Source organism: Serratia sp. K-E0102 (assembly GCF_029962625.1).
Lineage (GTDB): Bacteria > Pseudomonadota > Gammaproteobacteria > Enterobacterales > Enterobacteriaceae > Serratia > Serratia sarumanii.
The window spans coordinates 4,516,141-4,541,259 of the sequence record NZ_CP124754.1 but is presented as its reverse complement, the minus strand read 5'-3'; the positions used below and the strand labels follow the sequence as shown (position 1 = coordinate 4,541,259).

General features: G+C 60.5%; 29 protein-coding genes. 19 read left to right on the top strand and 10 right to left on the bottom strand.

Annotation, left to right across the window (positions count from 1 at the left end; translation table 11 throughout):
- Positions 1-5: 5 nt before the first annotated feature.
- The 4 genes from aaeA (at position 6) to SSARUM2_RS21570 (ending at position 3,961) form a co-directional block, all read left to right on the top strand.
- Complete coding sequence (gene aaeA, locus SSARUM2_RS21585) at positions 6-941, top strand: p-hydroxybenzoic acid efflux pump subunit AaeA (RefSeq protein WP_033648981.1); 936 nt, start codon at positions 6-8, stop codon at positions 939-941.
- Positions 941-2,908 (top strand): p-hydroxybenzoic acid efflux pump subunit AaeB, encoded by a 1,968-nt coding sequence (gene aaeB, locus SSARUM2_RS21580; RefSeq protein ID WP_060453145.1) that lies wholly within the window; start codon positions 941-943, stop codon positions 2,906-2,908. Before aaeA ends, aaeB begins: the two co-directional genes overlap by 1 nt.
- A gap of 280 nt (positions 2,909-3,188) precedes the next feature.
- On the top strand, positions 3,189-3,656 hold the full coding sequence (locus SSARUM2_RS21575; protein WP_033648983.1) for a ribonuclease: 468 nt from the start codon (positions 3,189-3,191) through the stop codon (positions 3,654-3,656).
- A 5-nt stretch (positions 3,657-3,661) separates the two neighbouring features.
- Entirely contained in the window at positions 3,662-3,961 is a 300-nt protein-coding gene (locus SSARUM2_RS21570; protein WP_004936963.1) for a barstar family protein, read from the top strand.
- Positions 3,962-3,991: 30 nt separating this feature from the next.
- Here the strand turns inward: SSARUM2_RS21570 and yjgA are convergent, their stop codons facing one another.
- A complete protein-coding gene (gene yjgA / locus SSARUM2_RS21565) occupies positions 3,992-4,540 on the bottom strand; it encodes a ribosome biogenesis factor YjgA (RefSeq protein ID WP_004936968.1) in 549 nt (182 codons plus the stop codon).
- 179 nt (positions 4,541-4,719) lie between these two features.
- Between yjgA and pmbA the strand changes: the two genes are divergently transcribed.
- Entirely contained in the window at positions 4,720-6,060 is a 1,341-nt protein-coding gene (gene pmbA, locus SSARUM2_RS21560) for a metalloprotease PmbA (protein ID WP_033648986.1), read from the top strand.
- A 138-nt stretch (positions 6,061-6,198) separates the two neighbouring features.
- On the top strand, positions 6,199-6,585 hold the full coding sequence (cybC, locus tag SSARUM2_RS21555) for a cytochrome b562 (protein ID WP_015379185.1): 387 nt from the start codon (positions 6,199-6,201) through the stop codon (positions 6,583-6,585).
- A gap of 4 nt (positions 6,586-6,589) precedes the next feature.
- On the opposite strand, the gene SSARUM2_RS21550 is transcribed toward cybC, so the two are convergent.
- Positions 6,590-7,372 carry a helix-turn-helix transcriptional regulator gene (locus SSARUM2_RS21550; RefSeq protein WP_041036839.1) on the bottom strand — a complete coding sequence of 261 codons (783 nt, stop codon included), beginning with the start codon at positions 7,370-7,372 and terminating at the stop codon, positions 6,590-6,592.
- A 283-nt stretch (positions 7,373-7,655) separates the two neighbouring features.
- Here SSARUM2_RS21550 and SSARUM2_RS21545 point away from each other — a divergent pair, with 283 nt between their 5' ends.
- The 3 genes from SSARUM2_RS21545 to SSARUM2_RS21535 are packed head-to-tail and all read left to right on the top strand — an operon-like array spanning position 7,656 to position 10,769.
- On the top strand, positions 7,656-9,110 hold the full coding sequence (locus tag SSARUM2_RS21545; protein WP_041036837.1) for an FAD/NAD(P)-binding protein: 1,455 nt from the start codon (positions 7,656-7,658) through the stop codon (positions 9,108-9,110).
- The gene (locus tag SSARUM2_RS21540; protein WP_060453144.1) at positions 9,107-9,988 is read left to right on the top strand and encodes a formyltransferase family protein; all 882 of its coding nucleotides are present in this window, start codon (positions 9,107-9,109) and stop codon (positions 9,986-9,988) included. The genes SSARUM2_RS21545 and SSARUM2_RS21540 overlap by 4 nt, the downstream gene beginning before the upstream one ends.
- On the top strand, positions 9,981-10,769 hold the full coding sequence (locus SSARUM2_RS21535) for a sulfite exporter TauE/SafE family protein (RefSeq protein WP_049212952.1): 789 nt from the start codon (positions 9,981-9,983) through the stop codon (positions 10,767-10,769). The genes SSARUM2_RS21540 and SSARUM2_RS21535 overlap by 8 nt, the downstream gene beginning before the upstream one ends.
- A gap of 37 nt (positions 10,770-10,806) precedes the next feature.
- Here SSARUM2_RS21535 and rnk read toward each other — a convergent pair whose 3' ends face one another.
- On the bottom strand, positions 10,807-11,217 hold the full coding sequence (rnk, locus tag SSARUM2_RS21530) for a nucleoside diphosphate kinase regulator (RefSeq protein ID WP_004936993.1): 411 nt from the start codon (positions 11,215-11,217) through the stop codon (positions 10,807-10,809).
- Positions 11,218-11,640: 423 nt separating this feature from the next.
- Between rnk and SSARUM2_RS21525 the strand changes: the two genes are divergently transcribed.
- The 10 genes from SSARUM2_RS21525 to SSARUM2_RS21480 all read left to right on the top strand — a co-directional run bounded on the left by SSARUM2_RS21525 (position 11,641) and on the right by SSARUM2_RS21480 (position 20,471).
- Positions 11,641-11,988, top strand: a complete 348-nt coding sequence (locus SSARUM2_RS21525) for a glycine dehydrogenase (RefSeq protein ID WP_033648990.1) — start codon at positions 11,641-11,643, stop codon at positions 11,986-11,988.
- Between the two features lie 36 nt (positions 11,989-12,024).
- Entirely contained in the window at positions 12,025-12,390 is a 366-nt protein-coding gene (locus SSARUM2_RS21520; RefSeq protein ID WP_033636151.1) for a glycine-rich SFCGS family protein, read from the top strand.
- Positions 12,390-12,686, top strand: coding sequence for a DUF4312 family protein (locus SSARUM2_RS21515; RefSeq protein ID WP_033636150.1), 297 nt, complete (start codon positions 12,390-12,392; stop codon positions 12,684-12,686). Before SSARUM2_RS21520 ends, SSARUM2_RS21515 begins: the two co-directional genes overlap by 1 nt.
- A 30-nt stretch (positions 12,687-12,716) precedes the next feature.
- On the top strand, positions 12,717-13,493 hold the full coding sequence (locus SSARUM2_RS21510; RefSeq protein ID WP_004937006.1) for a DUF4311 domain-containing protein: 777 nt from the start codon (positions 12,717-12,719) through the stop codon (positions 13,491-13,493).
- An 11-nt stretch (positions 13,494-13,504) separates the two neighbouring features.
- Complete coding sequence (locus SSARUM2_RS21505; RefSeq protein ID WP_033636148.1) at positions 13,505-14,155, top strand: DUF4310 family protein; 651 nt, start codon at positions 13,505-13,507, stop codon at positions 14,153-14,155.
- A 60-nt stretch (positions 14,156-14,215) separates the two neighbouring features.
- The gene (locus tag SSARUM2_RS21500) at positions 14,216-15,355 is read left to right on the top strand and encodes an amidohydrolase/deacetylase family metallohydrolase (protein ID WP_060453143.1); all 1,140 of its coding nucleotides are present in this window, start codon (positions 14,216-14,218) and stop codon (positions 15,353-15,355) included.
- The gene (locus SSARUM2_RS21495) at positions 15,339-16,457 is read left to right on the top strand and encodes a DgaE family pyridoxal phosphate-dependent ammonia lyase (protein ID WP_049234180.1); all 1,119 of its coding nucleotides are present in this window, start codon (positions 15,339-15,341) and stop codon (positions 16,455-16,457) included. Before SSARUM2_RS21500 ends, SSARUM2_RS21495 begins: the two co-directional genes overlap by 17 nt.
- Entirely contained in the window at positions 16,454-17,194 is a 741-nt protein-coding gene (locus tag SSARUM2_RS21490) for a KDGP aldolase family protein (RefSeq protein ID WP_004937022.1), read from the top strand. Before SSARUM2_RS21495 ends, SSARUM2_RS21490 begins: the two co-directional genes overlap by 4 nt.
- 94 nt (positions 17,195-17,288) lie before the next feature.
- On the top strand, positions 17,289-18,503 hold the full coding sequence (locus tag SSARUM2_RS21485) for a lactonase family protein (RefSeq protein ID WP_060453142.1): 1,215 nt from the start codon (positions 17,289-17,291) through the stop codon (positions 18,501-18,503).
- Between the two features lie 51 nt (positions 18,504-18,554).
- Positions 18,555-20,471: a PRD domain-containing protein gene (locus tag SSARUM2_RS21480; protein WP_033648995.1), complete on the top strand. Its 1,917-nt coding sequence runs from the start codon at positions 18,555-18,557 to the stop codon at positions 20,469-20,471.
- Between the two features lie 4 nt (positions 20,472-20,475).
- Here SSARUM2_RS21480 and SSARUM2_RS21475 read toward each other — a convergent pair whose 3' ends face one another.
- The 7 genes from SSARUM2_RS21475 to rpoN all read right to left on the bottom strand — a co-directional run bounded on the left by SSARUM2_RS21475 (position 20,476) and on the right by rpoN (position 25,117).
- Positions 20,476-20,898 carry a helix-turn-helix domain-containing protein gene (locus SSARUM2_RS21475; RefSeq protein WP_033636138.1) on the bottom strand — a complete coding sequence of 141 codons (423 nt, stop codon included), beginning with the start codon at positions 20,896-20,898 and terminating at the stop codon, positions 20,476-20,478.
- Positions 20,895-21,206, bottom strand: coding sequence for a type II toxin-antitoxin system HigB family toxin (locus SSARUM2_RS21470; RefSeq protein WP_033636137.1), 312 nt, complete (start codon positions 21,204-21,206; stop codon positions 20,895-20,897). The genes SSARUM2_RS21475 and SSARUM2_RS21470 overlap by 4 nt, the downstream gene beginning before the upstream one ends.
- Positions 21,207-21,502: 296 nt before the next feature.
- On the bottom strand, positions 21,503-21,775 hold the full coding sequence (npr, locus tag SSARUM2_RS21465; protein WP_033648996.1) for a PTS phosphocarrier protein NPr: 273 nt from the start codon (positions 21,773-21,775) through the stop codon (positions 21,503-21,505).
- The gene (gene rapZ / locus SSARUM2_RS21460) at positions 21,772-22,626 is read right to left on the bottom strand and encodes an RNase adapter RapZ (RefSeq protein WP_015379177.1); all 855 of its coding nucleotides are present in this window, start codon (positions 22,624-22,626) and stop codon (positions 21,772-21,774) included. The genes npr and rapZ overlap by 4 nt, the downstream gene beginning before the upstream one ends.
- Positions 22,627-22,755: 129 nt before the next feature.
- Positions 22,756-23,217 (bottom strand): PTS IIA-like nitrogen regulatory protein PtsN, encoded by a 462-nt coding sequence (gene ptsN / locus SSARUM2_RS21455; RefSeq protein ID WP_016930212.1) that lies wholly within the window; start codon positions 23,215-23,217, stop codon positions 22,756-22,758.
- 155 nt (positions 23,218-23,372) lie between these two features.
- Positions 23,373-23,660: a ribosome hibernation promoting factor gene (hpf, locus tag SSARUM2_RS21450; protein WP_004937038.1), complete on the bottom strand. Its 288-nt coding sequence runs from the start codon at positions 23,658-23,660 to the stop codon at positions 23,373-23,375.
- A 23-nt stretch (positions 23,661-23,683) separates the two neighbouring features.
- A complete protein-coding gene (rpoN, locus tag SSARUM2_RS21445; protein ID WP_043141961.1) occupies positions 23,684-25,117 on the bottom strand; it encodes an RNA polymerase factor sigma-54 in 1,434 nt (477 codons plus the stop codon).
- Positions 25,118-25,119: the final 2 nt, after the last annotated feature.

Here is a 25,119-nt window from a genome sequence, read left to right as displayed (position 1 = left end):
TCGCTGTGAAAAATTTTTCGATAAAAATAACCCGAATCGCGATCACTTTGATTCTTGTGCTGCTGGGCATCGTCGCGGTATTCAAGGCCTGGGTGTTTTACACCGAGTCGCCGTGGACGCGTGACGCTAAGTTCACCGCCGACGTGGTGGCGATCGCGCCGGACGTCAGCGGTCTGCTGACCGATGTGCCGGTGGTGGATAACCAATTGGTGAAGAAAGGGCAGGTGCTGTTCGTGGTCGATCGGCCGCGCTATGAGCAGGCGCTGGCGCAAGCCAGTGCCGACGTCGCCTACTATCAGACGCTGGCGGCGGAAAAGCGGCGCGAGGCCGGCCGCCGCGTGAAGCTGGGCGTGCAGGCGATGTCGCAGGAAGAAATCGACCAGTCGAACAACTCGCTGCAGACCGTGCAACACCAGCTGGCGAAGGCCGTGGCGACGCGTGAGCTGGCGCAGCTGGATCTGGAACGCACCACGGTGCGCGCTCCGGCCGATGGCTGGATCACCAACCTCAACGTACACGCCGGCGAATACATCACCCGCGGTTCGGTGGCGGTGGCGCTGGTGAAGAAAGACTCCTTCTACATCCTGGCCTATCTGGAAGAAACCAAGCTGAACGGCCTGAATAAGGGCGATCGCGCGGAGATCACCCCGCTCGGCAGCAACCGCATCATGCATGGCACCGTCGACAGCGTGGCGGCGGCGGTGAACAACAGCAGCAGCACGGTGAACAACAAAGGATTGGCCTCGATCGACAGCAACCTGGAGTGGGTGCGCCTGGCGCAGCGCGTGCCGGTGAAGATCCTGCTGGACGCCAAGGACCAACAGCATCCGTACCCGGCCGGCACCACCGCCACCGTGGTGATCGTCGGCAAGAACGATCGCAATGCCGACAGCGGCTCGCCTTTTGTGCGCCTGATGCACCGGCTGCGTGAGTTCGGCTAATGAATAGCCCAACCTTTATCCGGCTGAGATTCGCCTTCAAGCTCAGCTTCGCGATTGTGTTTGCGCTGTTCGTCGGCTTCCATCTCAATCTGGAAACCCCGCGCTGGTCGGCGATGACCGCCGCCATCGTCGCCGCCGGCCCGGCCTTTGCCGCCGGCGGTGAACCCTTCTCCGGCGCCATCCGCCACCGCGGCTGGCTGCGTATTATCGGCACCTTTATCGGCTGCTTCGTCGGCCTGCTCATTATCATCACCACCGCCCGCGCGCCGGTGGTGATGCTGCTGTTGTGCTGCATCTGGGCCGGTTTCTGCACCTGGCTCTCTTCACTGATCAAGGTCGAGAACTCCTACGCCTGGGGCCTGGCCGGCTATACCGCGCTGATCATCATCGTGACGGTCGCCACCAGCGAGGCCCATCTGCTGGAAGCGCCGCAGTTCGCCATCGAGCGTTGCAGCGAGATCGTGCTGGGCATCGTCAGCGCCGTATTGGCGGATCTGCTGTTCTCGCCGCGTTCGATCAAGCAGGATATCGATCGGGCGGTGGATCAGCTGCTGGTGGATCACTATCGCCTGATGCAGATGTGCATCAGCAACGCCGACAAAGAAGACATCGACCGCGCCTGGAGCAATCTGGTGAAGAGCACCACGACGCTGGACGGCATGCGCAACAACCTGATGATGGAGTCTTCGCGCTGGCAGAAGGTCAATCGCCGGGTGAAGGCGCTGCATACCCTGTCGCTGACGCTGATTACCCAGGCTTGCGAAACCTACCTGATCCTGTTGAATCACCCGGACGCGCTGCAAGCGAGCCTGCGGGAACAGCTGATGGTGCCGGCGGAAACCCCGCAGGAGATCCACAGGCGCATGAAGCTGTTGCGCCAGGTGCTGACCACGCATCGCTCCGAAGAAACGCTGCCGACCCTCACTGGCTGGGTCGGCGCGGCAACGCGCTACCTGCTGCTGTCGAAGGGCGTACACACCAACGGCAGCATCAGCGCGGTGGAAGAGGACGTGTTGAGCAATGAAACGGTGGTCAAGCCGACCTCGGCGGAAGGGCATCATGCGATGATCAACGGCCTGCGCACCTTTGTGGCCACGGCGTTCGGCTGCCTGCTGTGGCTGTGGACCGGCTGGACGTCCGGCAGCGGCTTTATGGTGATCATTGCGGTAATCACCTCGCTGGCGATGCGCACCCCGGCGCCGCGCATGGTGGCGATGGATTTCGTGCTGGGCATGCTGGCGGCGATCCCGGTCGGCTCCCTGTTCTTCATGGTGATCCTGCCGGCGACACAGCAGAGCATTTTGCTGCTGTGCCTCAGCCTCGGCCTGCTGGCGTTTTTCATCGGCATCGAGGTGCAGAAGCGGCGGCTCGGTTCGCTGGGGCTGCTGGCAGGGACCATCAACATTCTGGTGCTGAGCAACCCGATGGAGTTCAACGTCACCCAGTTTCTCGACGGAGCGCTCGGCCAGTTCCTCGGCAGCTGCGTCGGGCTGATGGTGCTGCTGTTGATCCGCGACAATTCGCGCGAACGCACCGGCCGCACGTTGCTCAACCAGTTCGTCAGCAGCGCGGTGTCGGCGCTGACCACCAAGGCGGCGCGCCGTCGGCAGAACCACCTGCCTGCGCTGTATCAGCAGCTTAATCAACTGCTGATGATGTTCCCGAACGACATCGCCAAGTATCGTCTGGCGCTGAACCTGATCATCGCCCACCAGCGCATGCAGCGGGCGGAGATTCCGGTCAGCGAAGAGCTGTCGGCCTTCCACCGCCAGATCCGCAGCACCGCCGATCGGGTGGTCTCGGCCAAAAACGACGTCAAGCGCGCCTATTACTACGATCGCTTGCTGGGTGAAATGAACGAGTACCAGCAAAAATTGGTAGACAATCAGGCGCCGCTCAGCGTCACCGGGCCGGTGAAGCGCCTGGCCGACATGCTGCATCGCTATCGCCACGCCTTGATCGATTGATGCGTTCCCGCCTGTTGCGCCGCGTTGTGCGGCGCCTTCCCCGACTATACTGAAAGCAGCGCCTGGCACGGCGGGCCGTCTCATGTGGGGCGACCCGTTTTCAGAGCGACTCCGAGTGCCAGAACGGCTGGAAAGTGGCATCATTGTCATGAATGGATGAAACTCTTACCGCCGCGAAAATGTGACGTGCCGGTCATCTTAGTTTCATCCAGGTCGACTATATAGCTAACTAGCCTGGGGGCGCTGCGGTGCCTTCGGCGGCATAATTTCAGGGAATGTCATGAACAAGCGGATTCTGTTGGCGATTGTCATCGCCGTGGTCATCGCCGTCTTCAGCGCGCTGCGCGGCAACGAGCACCGTGCGATCGACGGCAACCCGGCGGTGGCCCAAGCGCCGGCGGGACAGCAGCAGAGCATCGATCGGCTCACGCAGCAGCAAACGGTGGTGAGTTACCTGCAGCAGCATCAGCGGCTGCCGGGCTATTACGTCACCAAGAAGCAGGCGCGCGAGCAGGGCTGGGATCCGCGTTCAGGCAACCTCTGTGCGGTATTGCCGGGCAAGGCGATCGGCGGCGATCGGTTCTCTAACCGTGAAGGGCAACTGCCGAGCGCCGGCGGCCGGGTCTGGCGCGAAGCGGACATCAATTATCAGTGTGGCCGGCGCGGCGCCGATCGCCTGCTGTATTCGAGCGACGGTCTGATCTTCGTCACGCGCGACCATTACAAAAACTTCATTCGTGTGGAGTGAGTTTGATGGCAAAAGTAGAGTTTGATTTCGAACAGATCCAGGATGTGCCGACCTTCTACCGCGATTTCGCGCACAAGTTTGCGCTGGACGAGGGGTTCGGCGCCAACCTCGACGCGCTGTGGGACGTGGTGACCGGCGATATCGGCCTGCCGGTGGAAATCGAGTTCACTCACCTGAATGCCCGCAGCAAGCGTCGTTTCGGCGCGATCATTCTGCTGTTTGAAGAGGCGGAAGAAGAGCTGGAAGGCAGCCTGCGTTTCAATATCCGCGAAAGTAGCGGCGAACCGGCCCATCACCGGGGATGAAACGGGTTCATCCCGGGATGGCGGCGGCGCTTAGTCGGCCGCTTCGGCCAGCTCGCGCAGGTATTGGAAGATCTGGCGGTAAGCCTTAGGCGGCTTGTTGGCGGCCTTCTCTTTCTGCGCGTTGCGCACCAGTGAACGCAGCTGTTGGCGATCGGCGGCCGGATACAGATCCAGGATCGACGGAATCACGTCATCGCCTTCTTCCACCAGACGGTCGCGCAGCGCTTCCAGCTTGTGGAACAGCGAAACCTGCTGGTTGTGGCGGTTTTTCAGCTTGTCGAGCGCGGTCTGGATCGGCTCGATATCGCGGGCGCGCAGCATCTTGCCGATCAACTGCAGCTGACGGCGACGACCCTCTTTCTTGATCTTCTGCGCCAGCTCGATGGCGGCGCGCAAATCTTCGTCCAACGGGATGCGATCCAGCGCGTTTTTGCCCAGATCGACCATTTCGGCCCCCAGGTCTTTCAGCGCTTCGGCATCACGTTTAATCTCACTTTTACTGACCCAGATAATCTCGTCATCGTCCTCGTTTTCATTCTCCGGGACATCGTCGAGCCAGTCTTCAGGCTGTTTGTTCATGGTAGGCTCCGTTAAAAAGAGGCTAATCCTAACAGGTTGCCGGCTTTATGCGAAATTCAACGCGGTTCCTGTTAGACTCAACGGCAGAGATCTCAGGATTTTTGCGCGCCGCTCCGCGTGCACAACTACGCCGCTCCGGCACTTTTCTCAACGATTTTCTGATTAATTATGGCAGATTGATGAAAGTAGTCACTCAAGTTGCAGAACAGCGCAAGGCGCTGGAACAGGCCGTCTCTCAGGCGCTGGAGCTGGCCCGCGCCGGTTCCGATGCGGCGGAAGTCGCGGTCACCAAATCGACCGGCATCAGCGTCAGCACCCGCTTCGGCGAGGTGGAAAACGTCGAGTTCAACAGCGATGGCGCGCTGGGCATCACCGTGTATCACCGCCAGCGCAAAGGCAGCGCCTCTTCCACCGATCTCAGCCCGGACGCCATCGCCCGCACCGTACAGGCGGCGCTGGATATCGCGCGCTACACCTCTGAGGATCCTTGCGCCGGCCCGGCGGAGAAAGATCTGCTGGCGTTCGAGGCGCCGGATCTCGATCTGTTCCACCCGATCGAGCTGGACGCCGAGCGCGGCATCGAGCTGGCGGCGCGCGCCGAGCAGGCTTCGCTGGCGGCGGATAAGCGCATCACCAACACCGAAGGCGGCAGCTTCAACAGCCACTACGGCATCAAGGTGTTCGGCAACAGCCACGGCATGCTGCAAAGCTACTGTTCCAGCCGCCACTCGCTGTCCAGCTGCGTCATTGCTGAGCAGGACGGCGATATGGAGCGGGATTACGCTTACACCATCGGCCGTGCGATGGGCGATCTGCAAAGCCCCGAGTGGGTGGGGCAGGAGTGCGCCCGCCGCACGCTGGCGCGTCTCGCGCCGCGCAAACTGTCGACCATGAAGGCGCCGGTGCTGTTCGCCTCCGAGGTGGCCACCGGGCTGTTCGGCCATCTGGTGGGCGCCATCAGCGGCAGCAGCGTTTACCGCAAATCGACCTTCCTGCTGGACTCGCTCGGCAAGCAGATCCTGCCGGCGTGGCTGACCGTCGAAGAGCATCCGCACCTGCTGAAAGGGCTGGCGTCGACGCCGTTCGACAGCGAGGGCGTGCGCACCCAGCGGCGCGATATCGTCAAGGACGGCGTGCTGCAAACCTGGCTGATGACCAGCTACTCGGCGCGCAAGCTGGGCCTGCACAGCACCGGCCATGCCGGCGGCATCCATAACTGGCGCATTGCCGGGCAGGGCGCTGACTTCGCCGGCATGCTGAAACAGCTTGGCACCGGCCTGGTGGTCACCGAGCTGATGGGCCAGGGCGTCAGCGGCGTCACCGGCGATTACTCGCGCGGCGCCGCCGGTTTCTGGGTGGAAAACGGCGAGATCCAATATCCGGTCAGCGAGATCACCATCGCCGGCAACCTGAAAGACATGCTGCGCAACATCGTCAGCGTCGGCAGCGATATCGAAACCCGCAGCAATATCCAGTGCGGTTCGGTGCTGCTGCCGGAAATGAAGATCGCCGGTCAGTGATTCGCGGCGCGGCCGGCGTCCGCCGGTCGCGCGTTATCCCGTCTCAACCTTGCTTACAAATCTCCGGTTTCGGTTTTGCCCGGCCTTGCCTATGGTAACGGTGGGTTAATTAAAACAATAACTGGAAGGTGAGCAAACATGCAGAATACCCTGAAAGCGCTGGCGGCGTTGACGCTGCTGGCGGCCAGCTCGCTGGCGGTCGCCGCCGATCTGGGCGACGATATGGACACCCTGGCGGAAAACTACAAAACGGTGCTGAATACCGATTCCGCCGCCACCCTCAAACAGAGCCTGCAAAACATGCGCGCCGCCGCGCAGGACGCCAAACAGGGCACCCCGCCGAAGCTGGAAGACAAAGCCGCCGACAGCCCGGAGATGAAAGATTTTCGCAGCGGGTTGGATACCCTGATCGGCCAGATCGATCAGGCGCTGGCGCTGGCCAATCAGGGCAAAGTCGCCGAAGCGAAGCAGCTGGCGCAGGGGTTCAAACAGACCCGCGACGCCAACCACAAGAAATTCCGCTAAACCGTCAACCGTCGCGCCCGTCTTCCGTCAGATAGGAGGAGGGCGCCTGCCCCAGCACGCGGCGAAACATGGTTGAAAACGCCGCGCTGCTGTCATATCCCATCTCCATCGCCACCTGCGTTACGCTGCGCCCTTCGGCCAGCAGCGCCAACGCCAGCACCACGCAGGCGCGCTGGCGCCATTGCGAAAACGGCAGGCCGGTCTGCGCGCGAAAGAAGCGGCTGAAGGTGCGAATGCTCATGTACAGACGAGGGGCCCACCGCTGCGCGGAGTCGTGAGCGTCGGGGTGCTGCAAAAAGGCGCGGCACAGCTCGCCCAGCCGGGGATCGGCGGGCAGCGGGATGTGCAGGGGCAAGGGCTGCAGCCGAGCCAGCTCATGCAGCAACAGCGTCGCCAGCGCTCCGTCGCGCCCCTCTTGTGCATACTCCAGCGGCATATCCACCGCGGCCATCAACAGCTGGCGCATCAGCGGGGTGACGCTGACCACCTGACAGACCTGCGGCCGTTCGGCGGGCAACGCGCCGGGTTCGAGATACAGGCTGCGGGTGGTGACGCCGACCATCCTCACCGCGTGCGGCATCTGCGGCGGCAGCCACACTGCGTGCTGCGGCGGGACGACCCAATTGCCTTGCTGCGTGAAAACGTGCATGACGCCGGTGGCGCCGTACAACAACTGCGCGCGCCGGTGGCTGTGCATCGGCAGCAGGTGCCCCGGCGGATAATCGGTGCCGATGGCGATCACCGCGCGCGTTACGTGGTCGATGTCATCAATGCGGACGTTGCGCATGTGTTCCCTTTGGCGGGCAGATTGGCCGAAACGCAATGATAGTTGGCCCTTCATATAAAGCAAGCCAACGGCCGTCGCCCTACTATCGGAGCAGAAAAATAACGCTTGTTCGGGGCGCCGCTATTTTATCGGCCATATAGCCCGTGCAAGTTTTCACACCGGGGTGGGACGAAGATTTTCGTTCTCGCAATACAAGAAGTTAATAAGGAATAAAGCGTCTTTTTATTCCAACACCTGAAGCAATAGTTCTTAGCGCAGTTCAATGACTATAAGGTGATATTTCATGTATAAGTTCGGTGTGGTTGGCGGCGGAGCCGCCGGGATCGCTTTTGCGTATAACTTTATAAAAAATAAGTCGGTTAATCATTGCAAAAGGCCGCTTTCCCTGACGGTGTTCGACAAGCAGGGCTTCAAGGGCGGTATGGCATACAGCAGCGATTTTGACAGCCATATATTAAATATGACGCCGGAAAATATGTCGGCGGATATTTTCGACGATGTGCACTTCGTCGATTGGATCGCCATGCATTTCCCACAGTTTTGCCAGGATCGTTATCCGCCGCGCTGGCTGTATCGGGAATATCTCGATTTTATTCGCGACATGACGATTTATATGGCGGCGGATAGCAACGTAGCGCTGAATTTCGTGACCGCCGAAGTGAATGCCATCGCGCCGCTGGAAGCCGGCTACCGGCTGACCACCACCTGTGGCGGCGCCGAACAGATGAACGCGCTGGTGCTGTGTTCGGGGCACAACCCGCCGGAATGTCTCTATCCGGTGGATGGGGTGATCGCTTATCAGGCCCACCAGGATCTGCCGCCGATCAACCCTTATTCGAGCATCGGCGTGATCGGCTGTAGCCTGACGGCGATTGACGCCATCGTTGAGCTGATGGAGCGCCTGGGGGCGACCGACATCTGCGCCCTGTCGCGCTCGGGCCTGTTCCCCAGCGTGCAGCCGGCGCTGATGCGTCCGCCGCCGGAGGCGTTTGTGGAGGGGGTTCGGCGCTTTGTCGCCGGCCGCGATTTCATTGACGCGCATCAGCTGGTGCATGCGATCAACGCCGCGCTGGCGCGCCACTATCCGGGGCCGGAGCGGTTGACGGTGCTCTCGGCGCTGGGGGAAAGGCGCGATTGTTACCGCGATCTGGCGGAAAGCCTCGATCGCGCGCGTTTTGCCCGGGAGCATATCTGCAGCTATCTGGCGGCGATCCACCCGGCGGTGTGCGCTGCCTGGGTCAAGATGGATGCCAACAACCGGCAGGTCTTCATGCGCTTTTACAACTCCTCCTGGATGCGCAATCGGCACGCCATGCCGATCAAGAACGCCAACAAGATCGTAGCGGCGCTGGAGAGCCAACGCCTGCGCGCCTGTGGCGGCCTGGCGGATATCAGCAAGGGAACGGACGGGTTTATCCTTCGTTGCCATGAGGCGCGGGTGCATGCGCAGTATCTGTTCAACTGCACCACGCCGTCCTATCAACTGCCGCCCAACCGGCTGAGCCAGCAACTGCTGCAAGACGGGCTGGTGCAAGAGAACCTGTTCGGCGGCGTGAAGTGCAACCCGCACACGCTGAAAATCGCCGACCGACGCGGCCGCGAGCAGCATCTCTACTCGCTCGGCGCGCCTGCCAAGGGCGATCTTTTTTACACCTCGGCGATGGAGTCCATCACGCGGGATATCAGCAAGATCGTGTTCAACAACCCTATTTTCAACGCAAAGAAGGCTGAAGCATGAAAAACGTAGCGCTCTTTGTCGGCAACGACATTTTCTCCTGGCTGGTGTGTCAGGATCTGATCGCCACCCTGAAGGGCCAGTGTGCCTTTACGGTGTATTTCCCCCTGGCGAAAAGCGCTGGGTGCACGCAGGAGCCGGCGGTTCGCCGCCTGGGGCTGTATGAGCGCGAAGTGCTGAACGATTTCGTGTTCCCGTTCGTTGGCCGCAACGCCGCCGCCTGCGAGGGGGCCTATCAGCCGCCGGCCCTGTTCCTGGCCGCCGCCGGGGTCAAAGCGCATCGCGTTCTCGACATCAATGACGCCGCGTTTATCAGCAGCCTGGGGCATATGGATGGGGTGATCTCCCTGCGCTGTTATCAGAAATTCTCCGCCGACTATGTGCGCGCCTTCAGCCGACGCGGCAAGCTGCTGTGGAACCTGCATCCGGGGGACTTGCCGCGTTATCGCGGGGTGATGACGCTGTTCCGCGCGTTGATGAACGGTGACAGGGACTGTGCGGTAACGCTGCATGAAATGGATGAGCACTGGGACGCCGGCCCGGTTATCGCCCGCCTGCCCGCCGAGCTGCGTCACGATCTGTCGTTCCTGGAAAACATGATGCTGTTGGGCGTGCAGAGTGGCTCTTTCCTGGCGCGCCGGCTGATGTTGGCGGAGCACAGCGAAGCGATCGCGGCGGAAAAGCAGGGCGATTCGCGCTATTGGGGCTTCCCGGACGCGCAGACGCTGGCGCAGGCGGAACAGGCGGGCATTGAGCTGGTGGACCATGACGCCGTGCGCGAGCAGTATCTGGGGCTGTTCGTCGGCGATCGTTTTCACCCGCTGGCGGGGCAGTTCTGCGCCGGGTTCGACGACTTCGTGCGGGCGCACGGCCATGATTGAAACCTTGATTGTACTGGGTGCCGGTTTTCTGACCGGCATCACCACCATTCTGTTCGGCTTCGGCGGCGGCTTTGTGGTGGTGCCTTTCGTCTATCACCTGATCTCCGCGTCGGGCGAGCAGCCCGGCCAGGCGATGCATATCGCGGTGGCGACCTCGACGGCGGTGATGATCCTCAACGCGAGTTACGCCACGCTGACCAACTGGCGCAGCGGCAACCTGCTGCGTGAAACCATCGTGCCGCTGATCTTTTTCATCGGCATCGGCGCGGCGCTGGGCGCGTTCGCCTCCTCGCTGCTGGCGGACGGCGTGATCCGCGGGCTGTTCGTGGCCTATATGGCGGTGACCATCGCCGACTGTCTGTTCCGCCGGGGCTTCCTGATCAAACCGGCGCGCGCCGAACTTTCCCCCGCCACGCTGTGGGGCGGCGGGCCGCTGATCGGCGGCATCGCCACCCTGCTGGGGGTGGGCGGCAGCGTGATGACGGTGCCGCTGCTGCGCCGCCATGGTTACGACATGAAGTATTGCGTCAGCGCCGCCAACCCGCTGTCGATCCCGGTGGCGGTGATCGGCGCGCTGATGTATATCGTGTTGGGGTGGCGCGAGATGAGCGGGCCGCAGTATCTGGGCTACGTCAATCTGAACATTCTGGGGTTGCTGGTGGCCGCGGGAATTGCGGGGATCGTGTTTGCCAGGCGCTGTTTGCCTAAGGTGAGCGATGCGCTGCATGCCAAAATCTACGTGCTGCTGCTGATCGCCGTGCTGATCGCTATCTGCGTCTGAAACAGAAAGGGCGGCCGGATGCCGCCCTGAGAACCGCTTAACGGTGGTATTCGCCCGCCGCTTCCGGCTGGTACAGTAACTCCAGCACTTCAATCCGCGCTTCTTCACCGTTCGGCAATTGCCAGGAAATCTGCTTGCCGACGTGCATGCCGAGCAGCGCTGCGCCCAGCGGCGCCATCACCGACAGCTGATCGTGGCTGTCTTTCAGCGATGCCGGGTAAACCAGCGTGCGCACGTGCTCTTCATCGGTGTGCAGATCGCGAAAACGCACGCGGCTGTTCATGGTCACCACGTTGGCCGGCATTTTCTCCGGCGGCAGGATTTCCGCGCGATCCAACTCGTCGTTCAGCGCGGCGGCGACGTCGGTGTTGGCAAAGGCCGGTTGTTCCAATAGCGCATCCAGGCGTTCCGCATCCAGCTCATTAATAGTAATGATGGGTTTGGTCATTCCACTCTCCAGTCAAATCAAAGGGTGCCAGTCTGTGCACCCATAAATTCGGAAAAACAACACAAAGCAACACCCCCGCGCCAGAGGAGCGGGGGTGTGGGTAATGTCGATTTGTCCCATTGATAGTAGGCGGTTGGGACGAGAAAAGAAAGAGATCCCGATCACGAAGGCTTTCATCGTCAATTGTGGCGAAAGAAACGGTTAGCCCGGTTATCTATATGTTATCTCATTAACTTTTTCACCGCAGCGCCGTTTTGCGAAATGGATCCCCGCGCGTCATGCGATTTCCACTTCGAACTGGAAAAAACCGGTCTACACAGAAAATCCTACCGGGGGTAGGGTAAAGACATCACAGAAAGCGGGTTATTCAGGTGATGCGCTTTACGGCTTACTGATTAATGTGGGATCTAGGGGTACTGAAAAGTGAATGATGGATCTGCTTCGATAAAAGAAATTGAACAATCCGATGTCAGCGCAGCCGGTGAGATCACCGCTCGGGTGTTGGCGGATATTGCCGCGATGCTGAATGCTGAAAATATTTATACCAATGCGGTGCAGCAACAGATGCTGGAATCGCATATTCGCGCCATGGTGCTGCGTTCAATAACCGGCGAGCCGTTGCCGGAGGTGGATAAATCGTTGTTCGACGAAATCTCCGCCGAATCCATGCAAATGGCGGAGCGCGTGGTGAATCAGTTTGGCACATTGCCTATCGAAGAAGCCTATTTATTGTCAGTGCACTTCGAAGTGGCGAAAGATAATAACGCATAGCGGTTAACGCATCGATTTCAATCAGGAGAATATACCATGGGTCAAATTACCGTAGTGATCGGCGATCGTTTGGGTAAAGGGCAAAAAGTCGGCCAGGGCGTTGAAAACGCAGGCGGAAAAGCGGTGGTTATCCCCGGCGTGGCGGCGGATATGAAGCTGGGTGACGTCATGAAAGCGGAAAACGCGCAGCTGGGCATCTCTTTTTGCGGCAGCGGCGGCGCCGGCGCGATTACCGCGCAAACCAAACACGGCTACAAAGCCAAATACGGCATGCGTTCGGTGGAAGAGGGCGTGACGGCAATTAACGAAGGCTGCAACGTGCTGGGCTTCGGCTTTATGGATAAAGAAGAGTTGGGCCAGAAATTGGTGGAAGCCTACATCAAAAAACATGGCAATCCATAATGAAAGAGCAATATACCACATCGGTAAAGGTGGAGGGTAAAGGCGACAGCAAAGCGAAAGCTTTTGCTTCCGCCTTGGCTAATGTGCAGGGTGCGGTATTAAAGTCCACCAACAATATTCTGCTGCGTATCGAGCCGCAGGACGTCAGCGTCGTGAGAGCGGAAGAGAAAATAACTAAAGAGAAATTTCTTTTCTTCTTTTTGCCGCGTGAAAGAAAGAGCTATGCCGTTTCTTTGGAAATAACCGTGAACGTAACCATTATCAATACCGAGAAGGTTGTCTTCGTCACGAAATAAAAACGTTAGCATAAATGAAAGGGTATACTGATGTTTTTAATCATCTTATTTAAATCGATTATTATCGGTGGGCTGGTGGGGGTCGGCGTAGGGGCCGGCGCCGCACGCATGTTCCACGCGCCGACAACACAGGGCATGGGGGCGTTTCGCACCCTGGGCGAGCTGAATTCCTGCGAGGGCGATCCGGCTTCCCACTTCTCATTCGGTCTGGGCTTCTTCTTCAACGCCTGGGCGTCTTCCGTGGCGGCGGGTTCCTTCACGCAGGACGTCGACCACCGCATCATCCCGCACTGGGGCGCGGCGGCCCTGATGGTCAAGAACCGCAATCTGGCGCAAACGCTGCACGATCCGAAAAAAATGGCCATCGCCTGCGGCATCATCGGCATGCTGGTGGTGGCGTTCCTCAATACCACCGCTTCCGCCGTGCCGGCCGCGCTGCAGGTCACCGCGATCAAGGTGCTGGTGCCGGCGGCCAACCTGCTGGTGAACACCGTGATGCCAGTGATCTTCTGGCTGGCGGCGATCGACGCCGGGCGCCGTTCCGGCTTCTGGGGCACCATCTTCGGCGGCCTGGCGCAGCTGATCATGGGCAACGCCGTGCCGGGCCTGGTGCTGGGTATTCTGATCGGCAAAGGCGTGGAAGAGAGCGGCTGGAACAAGATCACCAAGATCATGATGGCGGTGATCGTGCTGCTGTTCGTGCTGAGCGGCTTCTTCCGCGGCTTCGACATGAAAGTTCTCGAGTCCTTCAGCCTCGGCGTGCCGGGCTGGCTGGACGCCATTCACAACACCCTGAGCGGTAAATAAGGAGCGGGATGATGGAAGAGCAAACCCAAAAAGGCTTCTGGTACGCCGACTGGTCATTCCCGATTTTTGTTGGCCTGCTGTCCTCCGGCGTGTTCGCCGGGACGCACATGTATTACTTGTACGGCATCGGCGCCTTTAACGAAGTGGCGTTCGTCTCCATGCTGCGGGCGGGGATGGATACCGGCGTATACGGCGCGGTGGCGGCGTTCGGCGCCAGCTTCCTGTTCGCGCGCATCATCGAAGGCTCGCTGGTGGGGATCCTGGACATCGGTGGCGCGATCCAGACCGGCGTTGGGCTGGGCGTGCCGGCGCTGCTGCTGGGGGCCGGCATCGTGTTCCCGGTCGCCAACTTCGCCGCTTCGCTGGTGACCGGCCTGGTCATCGGCCTGGCGATCGGTTACGTGATCATTCTGGCGCGCAAATTCACCATCAATCAGAGCAACTCCACCTACGGGGCGGACGTGATGATGGGCGCGGGCAACTCGTCGGGCCGTTTCCTCGGGCCGTTGATCATCCTGTCGGCGATGACCGCCTCGATCCCGATCGGCATCGGTTCGCTGCTCGGCGCGCTGCTGTTCTATATCTGGGGTAAACCGATCACCGGCGGAGCGATCCTCGGCGCGATGATCCTGGGGGCGATCTTCCCGGTAGCCATTTCTTGAGAGGCCTGCGCCAGGCGCCGCCCGATGCGGCGGCGCCCGGGCTAACAGGAGCAATGCGGTATGTATGACTTAGTAATCAGAGGCGCCAGACTGGCGGACGACACGCTGATCGATCTGGCGGTGAAAGACGGCAAAATCGCCTCGGTCGGGCGGCTGGCGGCGGACGTCAGCGCCGTTCGCCAACTGGATCTGGCGGGCAACTGCCGCCTGAGCGCCGGTTGGATCGATGCGCACGTGCACTGCTATCCCGACTCGCCGATTTACCATGACGAGCCGGATCGGGTCGGCGTCGCCAGCGGCGTCACCAGCGTAGTCGATGCCGGCAGCACCGGCGCCGACGATATCGACGCCTTTTATCAGCTGACGCGCAGCGCAAAAACCAACGTGTTCGCCTTCCTCAACATCTCGCGCATCGGCCTGCTGCGGCAGAACGAGCTGGCGGAGTTGACGGACATCGACAAGCGCGAGGCCGGCCAGGCCATCGCCAACCATCCCGGTTTCATTATCGGCATCAAGGCGCGCATGAGCAGCAGCGTGGTGGGCAAGAACGGCACCCGGCCGCTGGTGTTGGCCAAAGAGATCCAGCGGGAAAACCGCCAACTGCCGCTGATGGTGCATATCGGCAACAACCCGCCGAATCTGGACGAGATCGCCGATCTGCTGACCCGTGGCGACATCATCACCCACTGCTACAACGGCAAACCGAACCGCATTCTGACGCCGGCGGGCACGCTGCGCGAGTCGATCCAGCGCGCGCTGCGGCGCGGCGTGTTGCTCGACGTGGGGCACGGCACCGCCAGCTTCAGCTTCGAGGTGGCGCGCCAGGCGATCAAGCTGGGCATTTTGCCGCACACCATCAGCTCCGATATTTACTGCCGCAACCGCATAAACGGGCCGGTGCACAGCCTGGCGACGGTGATGTCCAAATTTTTCAGCGTCGGCCTGACGCTGCCGCAGGTGATCGCCTGCGTGACGGAGAACGCCGCGTCGGCGCTGCAGCTCAGCGGCAAAGGGCGGCTGGAGCCGGGCTATGACGCCGATTTCACGCTGTTTGAACTGCGCCGCGAACCGCAGGTGTTCGCCGACGCCGAAGGGCAAACCGCCGAGGGCGAACAGCTGTTGGTGCCGCTGGCCGCGGTGGTGGCCGGGGAAATCCTATTAACCGAACAAGGGGAGGCAAGCGATGTCTTCGATTTATGAAAAATACGGTTTGAAGCAGGTGATCAACACCTCCGGCCGCATGACCATTCTCGGCGTTTCCACGCCGCGCCAGGATGTGATCGACGCCGTTGACTACGGCCTGAATCACTATTTCGAAATCAAGGATCTGGTCAACAAGACCGGCGCCTACATCGCCGATCTGCTCAACGTGGAGGACGCGGTGATCGTTTCCTGCGCCTCGGCGGGCATCGCCCAGTCGGTGGCGGCGGTGATCGTCAAAGATAACGCCAATCTGCTGGTGAACCTGCACTCGGCGCCGATCGCCGTGCCGCGCGAGATCGTGCTGCCGCGCGGCCACAACGTCAACTTCGGCGCGCCGGTGGACACCATGGTGGCGCTGGGCGGCGGCAAGGTGGTGGAAGCGGGCTACGCCAATGAATGTTCGCCGGAGCAGATTGAAGCCTGCATCACGCCGCAGACGGCGGCGATCCTGTACGTCAAATCGCACCACTGCGTGCAGAAAAGCATTCTGTCCGTCGAACAGGCGGCGGTGGTGGCGCGCAAGCATAACCTGCCGCTGATTGTCGACGCCGCGGCGGAAGAAGATCTGATGTGTTACTACCAGATGGGAGCCGAACTGGTGATCTACAGCGGCGCCAAAGCCATCGAGGGGCCGACCAGCGGCCTGGTTATCGGCAAGAAACAGTACGTCGAGTGGGTGAAGCTGCAGTCCGGTGGCATCGGTCGGGCGATGAAGGTCGGCAAAGAGGGCATCCTCGGCCTGACGCAGGCGATCGAAAGCTATCTGACGCTTGAGAAAACCACCGGGCAACAGATGGTGGCGCGGATGACGCCGTTCCTCGACAGCCTCAACACCCTGACCGGCGTCAGCGCCAGAACCGTCTGGGACAGCGCCGGCCGCGATATCGCCCGCGCCGAGATCGCCTTCGACGAAGCGGTGCTGGGGCGGTCGACCTATGACATCGTCCAGGCGCTGAAAACCGGTGACATCGCCATCTACTTCCGCGGCTACAAGGCCAACGAGGGCAAGATTGAGGTCGACGTGCGCAGCGTCGATGAGCAACAGCTGATGACCGTCTTTACCTGTATCAAAAACCTGTTTACGGAGAAACAAGCATGAAGCTGCAGCCTAACTACTATCGCGACCGCGTCTGCCTGAACGTGCTGGCCGGCTCCAAAGCCAACGCGCAGGACATCTACGCCGCGGCGGAAGGCCATGTGCTGGTGGGCGTGCTCTCCAAGAACTACCCGGACGTCGACAGCGCGGTGACCGACATGCTGCGCTATGCGCGCCTGATCGACAACGCGCTCTCGGTCGGCCTGGGCGCCGGCGATCCGAAGCAGTCGGCGATGGTCAGCCTGATCGCTCAGCAGGTGCAGCCGCAGCACGTCAACCAGGTGTTTACCGGCGTTGGCGCCAGCCGCGCGCTGCTGGGCCAGAACGACAGCGTGGTCAACGGCCTGGTATCGCCGACCGGCCGCGTTGGCTGGGTGAAGATCTCTACCGGCCCATTGAGCGCCGCGGCGCCGGACGGCATCGTGCCGGTGGAAACCGCCATCGCCCTGCTGAAAGACATGGGCGGCAGCTCCATCAAGTATTTCCCGATGGGCGGCCTGAAGTGCAAGGACGAATATCAGTACGTCGCCAAGGCCTGCGCCGAGCATGACTTTATGCTGGAGCCGACCGGCGGCATCGATCTGGAGAACTACGAGCCGATCGTCGAGATCGCGCTGGCGGCCGGCGTGAAACGCGTGATCCCGCATATCTACAGTTCGATCATCGACGCCGCCAGCGGCGACACGCGCCCGCAGGACGTGAAAACCCTGCTGGCGATGACCAAAAAGCTGGTGGGCTGAACGCGCAATGGGATGAGGTAAAGGCTGGGAGGCGAAGGCTTTCCCCTGGCGCGGCATGCCGCGCCGTTACCTATACTCAGGTCTGAGGATAACTATGCGAAACTGGCAGGCTCCAACCCGACGCACCGCGTTGTTCCTGGCGCTGCTGGCCGTGACCGGCCCGGCGCTGCATGCTGAGGATGCAATGAATTCCACGTCATCTCATTTCGCCTATATCGGCACCTACAATCCCAACGGCGAAGGCGTTTACCGGGTGCAGGTCGATCCGGCCAGCGGCGCGCTGAGCCACACTACGCTGGTCAGCAAAGTGCCGAATCCGGCGCAGCTGGCGCTGGGCGCCGATGGCAAGACGCTGTATGTCGCCAGCGAAGTGGCCGATTTCAACGGCGGCAAGCACGGCGGCATCACCGCTTACCGGGTCAATCCGGCCGACGGCGGCCTGACGCAGCTCAACCAGGTGGATTCGCAGGGAGCGGGGCCGGTGTATCTCTCATCGACACCGGACGGGCGCCATCTGCTGGTGGCCAACTACGTCAGCGGCAGCGTGGCGGCTTTCCCGATCGAAGCGGACGGCAGCCTGGGCGCCGCCAGCTCGGTGCAGCAACAGCAGGGCCCGGCGGGCGCGGCCAAACCGGCGGCGGCGGTGAACGGCAGCTTCGCCATCAGCGATCACAATGGCCCACATGCCCATATGATCGCCAGCGATCCGAGCGGCAAGTTCGTGTTCTCCACCGATCTGGGGTTGGATCGCATCTACCAATGGCGCTTTGACGCCGTGAGCGGCCGGCTGACGCCGAACGATCCGCCGTGGATCGCCGCCTCTTCCGCCGGCGCGGGTCCGCGTCACTTTGTGTTCCATCCGGACGGCGAAACCGTGCTGCTGGTGAACGAAGAGGCCTCGACGTTGACCAGCTACCGTTTTGATCGCCAAAAAGGTACTCTGAAACAACTGCATGCGGTTTCCGCGCTGCCCGCCGACTATCAGGGCACCAGCTTCGCTTCGGGGCTGGCGCTCAGCAAGAACGGCGACACGCTGTACGTCGCCAACCGGCTGCATAACAGCATTGCCCAGTTCAGCGTGGGCGCCGGCGGTGAGTTGAAACCGGTGGCGGAAACCTGGACGCGCGGCGATTATCCGCGTTCGCTGGCGCTGAGCCCGGATGGCCGCTATCTGTATGCGCTGAACCAGCGCAGCGATAACGTTACCCGCTTCAGCGTAAACCCGACGGACGGCAAACTCAGCTTTGTGGGCGGTTATCTACCGATCGGCAGCCCCTCGCAAATGGTGTTCCTGCCGCCGCCGAAGTAACCCGTGGCCCGCCCGGTTCGCCGGGCGGGTCGCCTGATTGACGGACACAGAATGGTGCGATTTCCTTACCCGCGTTTGGCTTACTTGTTCGATGCTTTGCAAACCGAGACTTTGCCGCAGGATGAGCTGGCGAAGCGTTTCGCCGTGTCCACCCGCACGGTGCGGGCGGACATCACCGCGCTGAACGAGATTCTGGACAAATACGGCGCGCGTTTCGTGCATAACCGCGGTGCCGGCTATCGTCTGCAGGTCGATAACGCCGCGCTGTTCAGCGCCCTGCAGCATCAGGAGCGCCGCAAGCATGCCACCCCGCGCAGCGCGCAGGAGCGTGTGCATTATCTGCTGGTGCGTTTTTTGACCTCAGCCTTCTCCCTTAAACTGGAAGATCTGGCCGACGAGTGGTTCGTCAGCCGCGGTACGTTGCAAAACGACATGGCTGAGGTGAGAGAGCGTCTGGCGCACTATCAATTGACGATTGAAACCAAGCCGCGTTACGGCATGAAGCTGTTCGGCACGGAGATGGCGATCCGCGCCTGCCTGACCGATCTGCTGTTCCAACTGCAGCTGGCCGACGCCGAGAACCCGCTGCTCAACAACGAGATCCTGCTGCAGCCGCAGGTAGCGGCGTTTGCCGGATTGCTGCACCCGCTGTTGTCGCAATACGCCATTCGCCTGACCGACGAGGGTGAGCAGTACCTGATCTTCTACTGCGCGGTGGCGCTGCGGCGCATCAACGACGGCTATCCGCTGCCGGACTTCGAGGTGGAAGACGGCGACGATGCGGTGCGCCAGGTATCGACCCGCCTGGCGGCGGAACTGCGTTCGGCCTCCGGCAAAGAGATCTCGATGGCCGAAGAGGCCTATCTGCGGGTCAATATCGCCGCGCGGCGCGTGCAGGACGTGCAGCCGACCGAGATCAACGCCGACGATGAAGAAGCGCTGGTGGACTACATTCTGTCCTACATCAACGCACACTATAACTACAACCTGCAGGGCGACGAGCAGCTGCGGGCCGATCTGCTCACCCATATCAAAACCATGATTACGCGGGTGAAATACCAGATCAATATCCCCAATCCGCTGTTGGCCAACATCAAACAGCACTATCCGATGGCTTACGACGTGACGCTGGCGGCGGTCTCCAGCTGGGGCAAATACACCCCCTATACCCTGAGCGAGAATGAGATAGGCTATCTGGTGCTGCACATCGGCGTGGGGCTGGAGCGGCATTACAACATCGGTTATGAACGCCACCCGCAGGTGATGCTGGTATGCGATACCGGCAACTCGACGGTGCGCATGATCCAGGCGCAGATTGCGCGTAAGTATCCGCAGCTGGTGATGACGCGCATCGTCTCGCTGCGCGATTACGAGATGCTTGCGCATATCGACGAAGACTTCGTGATTTCCAACGCCCGCATCGGCGAAAAGAACAAGCCGGTGGTGGTGATGTCGCCGTTCCCAACCGATTACCAGCTGGAGCAGCTGGGCAAGCTGGTGCTGGTGGATCGCACCCGACCGTACATGCTGGAGAAGTTTTTCGACGCCGAGCATTTCATGGTGCTCAACGAGCCGCTGACGCAGGCGGAACTGTTCAGCCGGGTGTGCGGCCAGCTGGAGCGGGAAGGGTACGTCGGCGCGGACTTTTATCCGTCGGTGGTCGAACGCGAGGCGATCGTCTCCACCTTGCTGGGCGAGGGCATCGCGCTGCCGCACTCGCTGGGGCTGCTGGCCAAAAAAACCGTGGTGGTGACGCTGCTGGCGCCGCAGGGCGTCGCCTGGGGAGAAGGTGAGGTCGCGCACGTGATTTTCCTGCTGGCGATCAGCAAGAGCGACTATGAAGAGGCGATGGCGATCTACGAGCTGTTTGTCACCTTCGTGCGTGAACGCTCAATGAGCCGCCTGCTGAGCAGCGACAGCTTCGACAGCTTTAAAGCGGTGGCGCTGGACTGCCTGAGCCGGAGCTGAGTGGCTAATCCGCTTCCGGCAGGAAGAGGGCCGGGGGCAGATTGAAGCGTTTGGCCAGCGCCATAATGTGCGGAATGGTCAGCGATCTTTTGCCACTCAGGATTTGGCTGACCAACGACTTTTTACCGATCTCATGTTCAAAATCACTTTGGCTAAGTTGGTGTTGTTCCATCAATACGCGAAGCGCGGCCACTCCTTGCGGGAGTTGGGCGATACGCTGGTTGAATGCGGTAAATTCGGCGCTGTTATCTTCATATTCGGCGATTTTTTTTGCCAGCATGTCAATCAGCGGATGGTGTTCATCGTTTTCCAGCAGATATTCCACCAATTCGAGCGCTTCCCGGTAGTCTTGCTGAGAGCTGCTGCCCTGCAATAAGGGCACGGCGCGCAGCAGCGCATCGGCGGCCTTAATGGCATCTGTAATCATGATGAACTCCTTCGATAGTGCTGCATCAGCTTGTCGTACTCGGCGTGGCTAACGATATGCTTTATGAAGACTTTCTGTGTCTCGAAGCTGGCGAAGAACAAAATCCGCAGGTGGTTGCCGCCGACGTCAATGACCCACCATTTCTCTTTGTATTTCATACGATCGAGCGAAGGAAAAAGCGCTTTTAACTCGTCCGGCGTGCGGAACTCGCCGCGTCGCAACGCTTTATAAATGGCCTCGAGAGCAGCGGCTTCATTAGGGTATTGCTTGGTTGCGTTATTGAACGGCTCCCTGGAAATGATATGCATCGTTCCCTCGATTCCTGCCTGGTGAACATTATAGCGACTGTCTTAGGTGTTCACAAATTGTAAACTTATCATCTCCACTCTTAGAGAGGGAATAATACCCGGCCGCAGCCCGTTGTTGTCGTTGCATACTATTGCGGTTAGCGCCGTGTGGGTAAATCAATACTTCGCATTTACAGTCAGTTACGGCTGACTTTGGAAGCGGATACGCAAAGTGAAAAGCGGGAGATCGTGTCAGGGAGAGAAGGCAAAGAGAACGAACGCGTCGGTGCGACGCATTCGCGGGAGGGCTTCAGCGGCTAATCTTCATCAAACCCGGAGTTGAACAGCTCGACGACCGCCTCCAGTGCGTTGACTTCGTCGGGGCCGGTCGCTTCGACTTCGATATGCCGGCCCTGGGCGGAGTCCAGCATCAGCAGCGCGATGACGCTGCTGGCCTCGGCTTCGGTGCCGCTTTCGTTGCGCAGCATCACTTCGGCGTCGAAGCTTTGCACCAGCTCGAACAGTTTCATCGCCGGGCGCGCGTGCATGCCCAGCTTGTTTTTGATTTCAACCGTCTGTTTGACCGTCATTGTTTGCGCTTTTCCAGCGTGCGGTGGCGCGACTGCACGTTCTTGCCGCGCGAGCGGAAGTAATCGGCCAGCTGTTCTGCCACGTACACCGAGCGGTGCTTGCCGCCGGTACAGCCGATGGCGACCGTCAGGTAGCTGCGGTTGTTGGTTTCCAGCATCGGCAGCCATTGCTCCAGGTAGCTGCGGGTCTGGTAGATGAAGTTGTGCACTTCGGTATGGCGATCGAGGAACGACGCGACCGGCTTATCCAGACCGGTCATCGGCCGCAGCTTCGGATCCCAGTGCGGGTTCGGCAGGAAGCGCACGTCGAACACGTAGTCGGCGTCGATCGGGATGCCGTGCTTGAAGCCGAAGGATTCGAACACCATGGTCAGCTCGCGCTCACGCTTGCCCAGCAAGCGGGTGCGCAGCATTTCGGCCAGCTCGTGCACCGACATTTCCGAGGTGTCGATAATCAGGTCAGCCCGCGAGCGCAGCGGTTCGAGCAGATCGCTCTCTTCGTCGATGGCGCTTTCCAGCGACAGGTTTTTGCTGGAGAGCGGGTGCAGGCGGCGGGTGTCGCTGTAACGGCGGATCAGCGTGTTGCGATCGGCGTCGAGGAACAGCAGCTGCGGCGAGAAGCTGTCCGGCAGCTGAGTCATCGCGTATTCGAACACTTCCGGCGATTCCGGCATGTTGCGCACGTCGATGCTGACCGCCGCGGAGATATTGCGTTCCGCCAGCGTATTGGCGAGCTGCGGCAGCAGCACCACCGGCAGGTTGTCAACGCAGTAAAAACCCATGTCTTCCAGCGCCCGCAAGGCGACGGATTTTCCTGAACCGGAACGGCCGCTGACAATCATCAGCACCATGTGGCAACTCCCCTGGCATCGCGGCGGCGTTCATCGCCACCGGTGGAAACTTTGTTATTCCGGCCGAGGCCGGATCCATCATCGTGAAACAGTAACGTTATCCGGGCTGGAAGTCACGCCGGCCGGGCATCACTCGGTGATGATTTGGTAAAGTTCTTCGTCGCTTTGCGCGGCGCGCAGGCGGCGGCATACGGTTTTGTCGGCCAGGCGTTTGGCGACCAGCGACAGGGTATGCAAATGGGTTTTGCACTGATCGGCAGGCACCAGCAGCGCGAACAGCAGGTCGACCGGCTGGTTGTCGATAGCGTCGAAAGCGATGGGTTGGTCGAGACGGATAAACACGCCAACGGCCCGCAGTGTGTCCTCTTCCAGTTTGCCGTGGGGAATGGCGATACCGTTGCCGATACCGGTGCTGCCCATGCGCTCCCGGGTGAGAACCGCGTCAAACACCACCTGCGAAGGCAGATTGAGCTGTTTGGCGGCCAGTTCGCTGATAATTTCCAAAGCCCGCTTCTTGCTGGTGCAGTGTACCGAGCTTTTGGTGCACTCGATGTTTAACACCGAGCTTAATTGCATATATTCGTTGTTCATCTCATCTTCACTTAAAACCGCGCCGCCGGGCGCACCCGGCAAGGCGGTTTTTCGTCGGTTTTAACCCTGATTACCGTTCGGCGCGTCACCCATGCGGGTCACGCGCCGAAGGGCGAGGCGGCGACGGATGCCGCCTCATGGAGTGGGTTAGGGTGTCAGTGTTGCTTCAATTTGTCTTTATGTTTGTTCAATTGACGTGCCAATTTGTCGATCAGCGTATCAATTGCGGCATACATATTCTCGTCTTCCGAGGTGGCGTGCAACTCGCCTCCATTCACGTGCACCGTTGCTTCCGCAATTTGCTGCACTTTTTCCACACTTAATACAACATACACCTGATTGATGCGATCAAAATACTGTTCGAGTTTGGCGAACTTGTTGTTCACGAACTCGCGCAACGGATCGGTGATTTCGATGTGGTGTCCGGTAATGTTGAGCTGCATAGTGTCTTCCTTCTCAATAGAGGTCAAACCAACTGTTTACGCTGGTTCGACGGCGGGATGGACAAAGACTCTCGGTACTTGGCGACGGTGCGCCGCGCCACGATGATCCCCTGATCGGCGAGCAGGGTGGCCAGCTTGCTGTCGCTGAGTGGCTTGGCGGGGTTTTCCGCCGCAATCAATTTCTTCACCAACGCGCGGATCGCCGTCGAGGAGGCTTCGCCGCCGCTGTCGGTATTCACGTGGCTGGAGAAGAAATACTTCAATTCAAAAATGCCGCGCGGGCTGTGCAGAAACTTCTGCGTGGTGACGCGCGAGATCGTCGATTCATGCATCTCCACGGCCTGGGCGATATCCGCCAGCACCATGGGTTTCATAAACTCTTCGCCTTGCTCGAAGAACGCCTGCTGTTGGCTGACGATGCAGCGGGTGACCTTCAGCAGCGTCTCGTTGCGGCTCTCCAGGCTTTTAATCAGCCACTTGGCTTCCTGCAGGTTGCTGCGGATAAACTGGCCGTCGGCTTCGCTGCGGGCGCTGTTGCCCAGCGCGGCGTACTGCTGATTGATCTTCAAACGCGGCACGCTGTCGCCGTTGAGCTCGACCGTCCATTTGTTCTGCGTCTTGCGCACCAGCACGTCCGGGATCACGTATTCCGACTCGCCGGTATTGATCGACTGCCCCGGGCGCGGATCGAGCGACTGAATCAGCAGCATCGCTTCTTTCAGTGTATCTTCTTTTAGCCGGGTTGATCGCATCAGGCTGCGAAAGTCGTGGTTGGCCAACAGATCCAGATGCTCGCTGATGATCAGCCGCGCTTCGGCCAGGTAAGGGGTGTCTTTGGCGTATTGGGAGAGCTGCACCAGCAGGCAATCGCGCAGATCGCGCGCGGCGACGCCGATCGGATCGAAACGCTGCACGCGCTTCAATACCGCCTCGACTTCCTCGAGGGTCACGTTCTCGTCGCCCAGGCTTTCCAGAATGTCTTCCAGCGGCACGGTGAGATAGCCGGTGTCGTCCACCGCGTCGACGATGGAGGTGGCGATGGCGGCGTCGGTATCGGAGAACGGCGTCAGATCCACCTGCCACATCAGGTAATCCTGCAGCGTTTGGGTGGTCTCGCCCTGATAGACCGGCAGTTCGTCGTCGCTGTAGTCGGTGCCGGTGCCGGACGGCGTGCCGGCGGTGTAGATCTCATCCCAGGTGGCGTCCAGCGGCAGCTCTTCCGGCATGTCTTTCTGTTCCAGCGCCTCGCGGGTATCGAGCCCCTCGGTCTCCTGGGTTTCTTTGGCGTCGATTTCGTCGTGCAGATCGGTCTGTTCAAGCAGCGGATTGCTCTCCAGCGCCAGCTGGATTTCTTGCTGAAGCTCAAGCGTGGACAACTGCAGCAGGCGGATCGCCTGCTGGAGCTGAGGAGTCATGGCCAGCTGTTGGCTGAGCCTGAGTTGCAAACCTTGCTTCATAG

Bases quoted from the DNA above. Each gene is read 5' to 3' on its own strand.
- aaeB (WP_060453145.1), top strand. From the start codon at position 941: ATGAATAGCCCAACCTTTATCCGGCTGAGATTCGCCTTCAAGCTCAGC.
- SSARUM2_RS21575 (WP_033648983.1), top strand. From the start codon at position 3,189: ATGAACAAGCGGATTCTGTTGGCGATTGTCATCGCCGTGGTCATCGCC.
- SSARUM2_RS21570 (WP_004936963.1), top strand. From the start codon at position 3,662: ATGGCAAAAGTAGAGTTTGATTTCGAACAGATCCAGGATGTGCCGACC.
- yjgA (WP_004936968.1), bottom strand. From the start codon at position 4,540: ATGAACAAACAGCCTGAAGACTGGCTCGACGATGTCCCGGAGAATGAA.
- pmbA (WP_033648986.1), top strand. From the start codon at position 4,720: ATGAAAGTAGTCACTCAAGTTGCAGAACAGCGCAAGGCGCTGGAACAG.
- cybC (WP_015379185.1), top strand. From the start codon at position 6,199: ATGCAGAATACCCTGAAAGCGCTGGCGGCGTTGACGCTGCTGGCGGCC.
- SSARUM2_RS21550 (WP_041036839.1), bottom strand. From the start codon at position 7,372: ATGCGCAACGTCCGCATTGATGACATCGACCACGTAACGCGCGCGGTG.
- SSARUM2_RS21545 (WP_041036837.1), top strand. From the start codon at position 7,656: ATGTATAAGTTCGGTGTGGTTGGCGGCGGAGCCGCCGGGATCGCTTTT.
- SSARUM2_RS21540 (WP_060453144.1), top strand. From the start codon at position 9,107: ATGAAAAACGTAGCGCTCTTTGTCGGCAACGACATTTTCTCCTGGCTG.
- SSARUM2_RS21535 (WP_049212952.1), top strand. From the start codon at position 9,981: ATGATTGAAACCTTGATTGTACTGGGTGCCGGTTTTCTGACCGGCATC.
- rnk (WP_004936993.1), bottom strand. From the start codon at position 11,217: ATGACCAAACCCATCATTACTATTAATGAGCTGGATGCGGAACGCCTG.
- SSARUM2_RS21520 (WP_033636151.1), top strand. From the start codon at position 12,025: ATGGGTCAAATTACCGTAGTGATCGGCGATCGTTTGGGTAAAGGGCAA.
- SSARUM2_RS21515 (WP_033636150.1), top strand. From the start codon at position 12,390: ATGAAAGAGCAATATACCACATCGGTAAAGGTGGAGGGTAAAGGCGAC.
- SSARUM2_RS21510 (WP_004937006.1), top strand. From the start codon at position 12,717: ATGTTTTTAATCATCTTATTTAAATCGATTATTATCGGTGGGCTGGTG.
- SSARUM2_RS21505 (WP_033636148.1), top strand. From the start codon at position 13,505: ATGGAAGAGCAAACCCAAAAAGGCTTCTGGTACGCCGACTGGTCATTC.
- SSARUM2_RS21500 (WP_060453143.1), top strand. From the start codon at position 14,216: ATGTATGACTTAGTAATCAGAGGCGCCAGACTGGCGGACGACACGCTG.
- SSARUM2_RS21495 (WP_049234180.1), top strand. From the start codon at position 15,339: ATGTCTTCGATTTATGAAAAATACGGTTTGAAGCAGGTGATCAACACC.
- SSARUM2_RS21490 (WP_004937022.1), top strand. From the start codon at position 16,454: ATGAAGCTGCAGCCTAACTACTATCGCGACCGCGTCTGCCTGAACGTG.
- SSARUM2_RS21485 (WP_060453142.1), top strand. From the start codon at position 17,289: ATGCGAAACTGGCAGGCTCCAACCCGACGCACCGCGTTGTTCCTGGCG.
- SSARUM2_RS21480 (WP_033648995.1), top strand. From the start codon at position 18,555: ATGGTGCGATTTCCTTACCCGCGTTTGGCTTACTTGTTCGATGCTTTG.
- SSARUM2_RS21475 (WP_033636138.1), bottom strand. From the start codon at position 20,898: ATGATTACAGATGCCATTAAGGCCGCCGATGCGCTGCTGCGCGCCGTG.
- SSARUM2_RS21470 (WP_033636137.1), bottom strand. From the start codon at position 21,206: ATGCATATCATTTCCAGGGAGCCGTTCAATAACGCAACCAAGCAATAC.
- npr (WP_033648996.1), bottom strand. From the start codon at position 21,775: ATGACGGTCAAACAGACGGTTGAAATCAAAAACAAGCTGGGCATGCAC.
- rapZ (WP_015379177.1), bottom strand. From the start codon at position 22,626: ATGGTGCTGATGATTGTCAGCGGCCGTTCCGGTTCAGGAAAATCCGTC.
- ptsN (WP_016930212.1), bottom strand. From the start codon at position 23,217: ATGAACAACGAATATATGCAATTAAGCTCGGTGTTAAACATCGAGTGC.
- hpf (WP_004937038.1), bottom strand. From the start codon at position 23,660: ATGCAGCTCAACATTACCGGACACCACATCGAAATCACCGATCCGTTG.
- rpoN (WP_043141961.1), bottom strand. From the start codon at position 25,117: ATGAAGCAAGGTTTGCAACTCAGGCTCAGCCAACAGCTGGCCATGACT.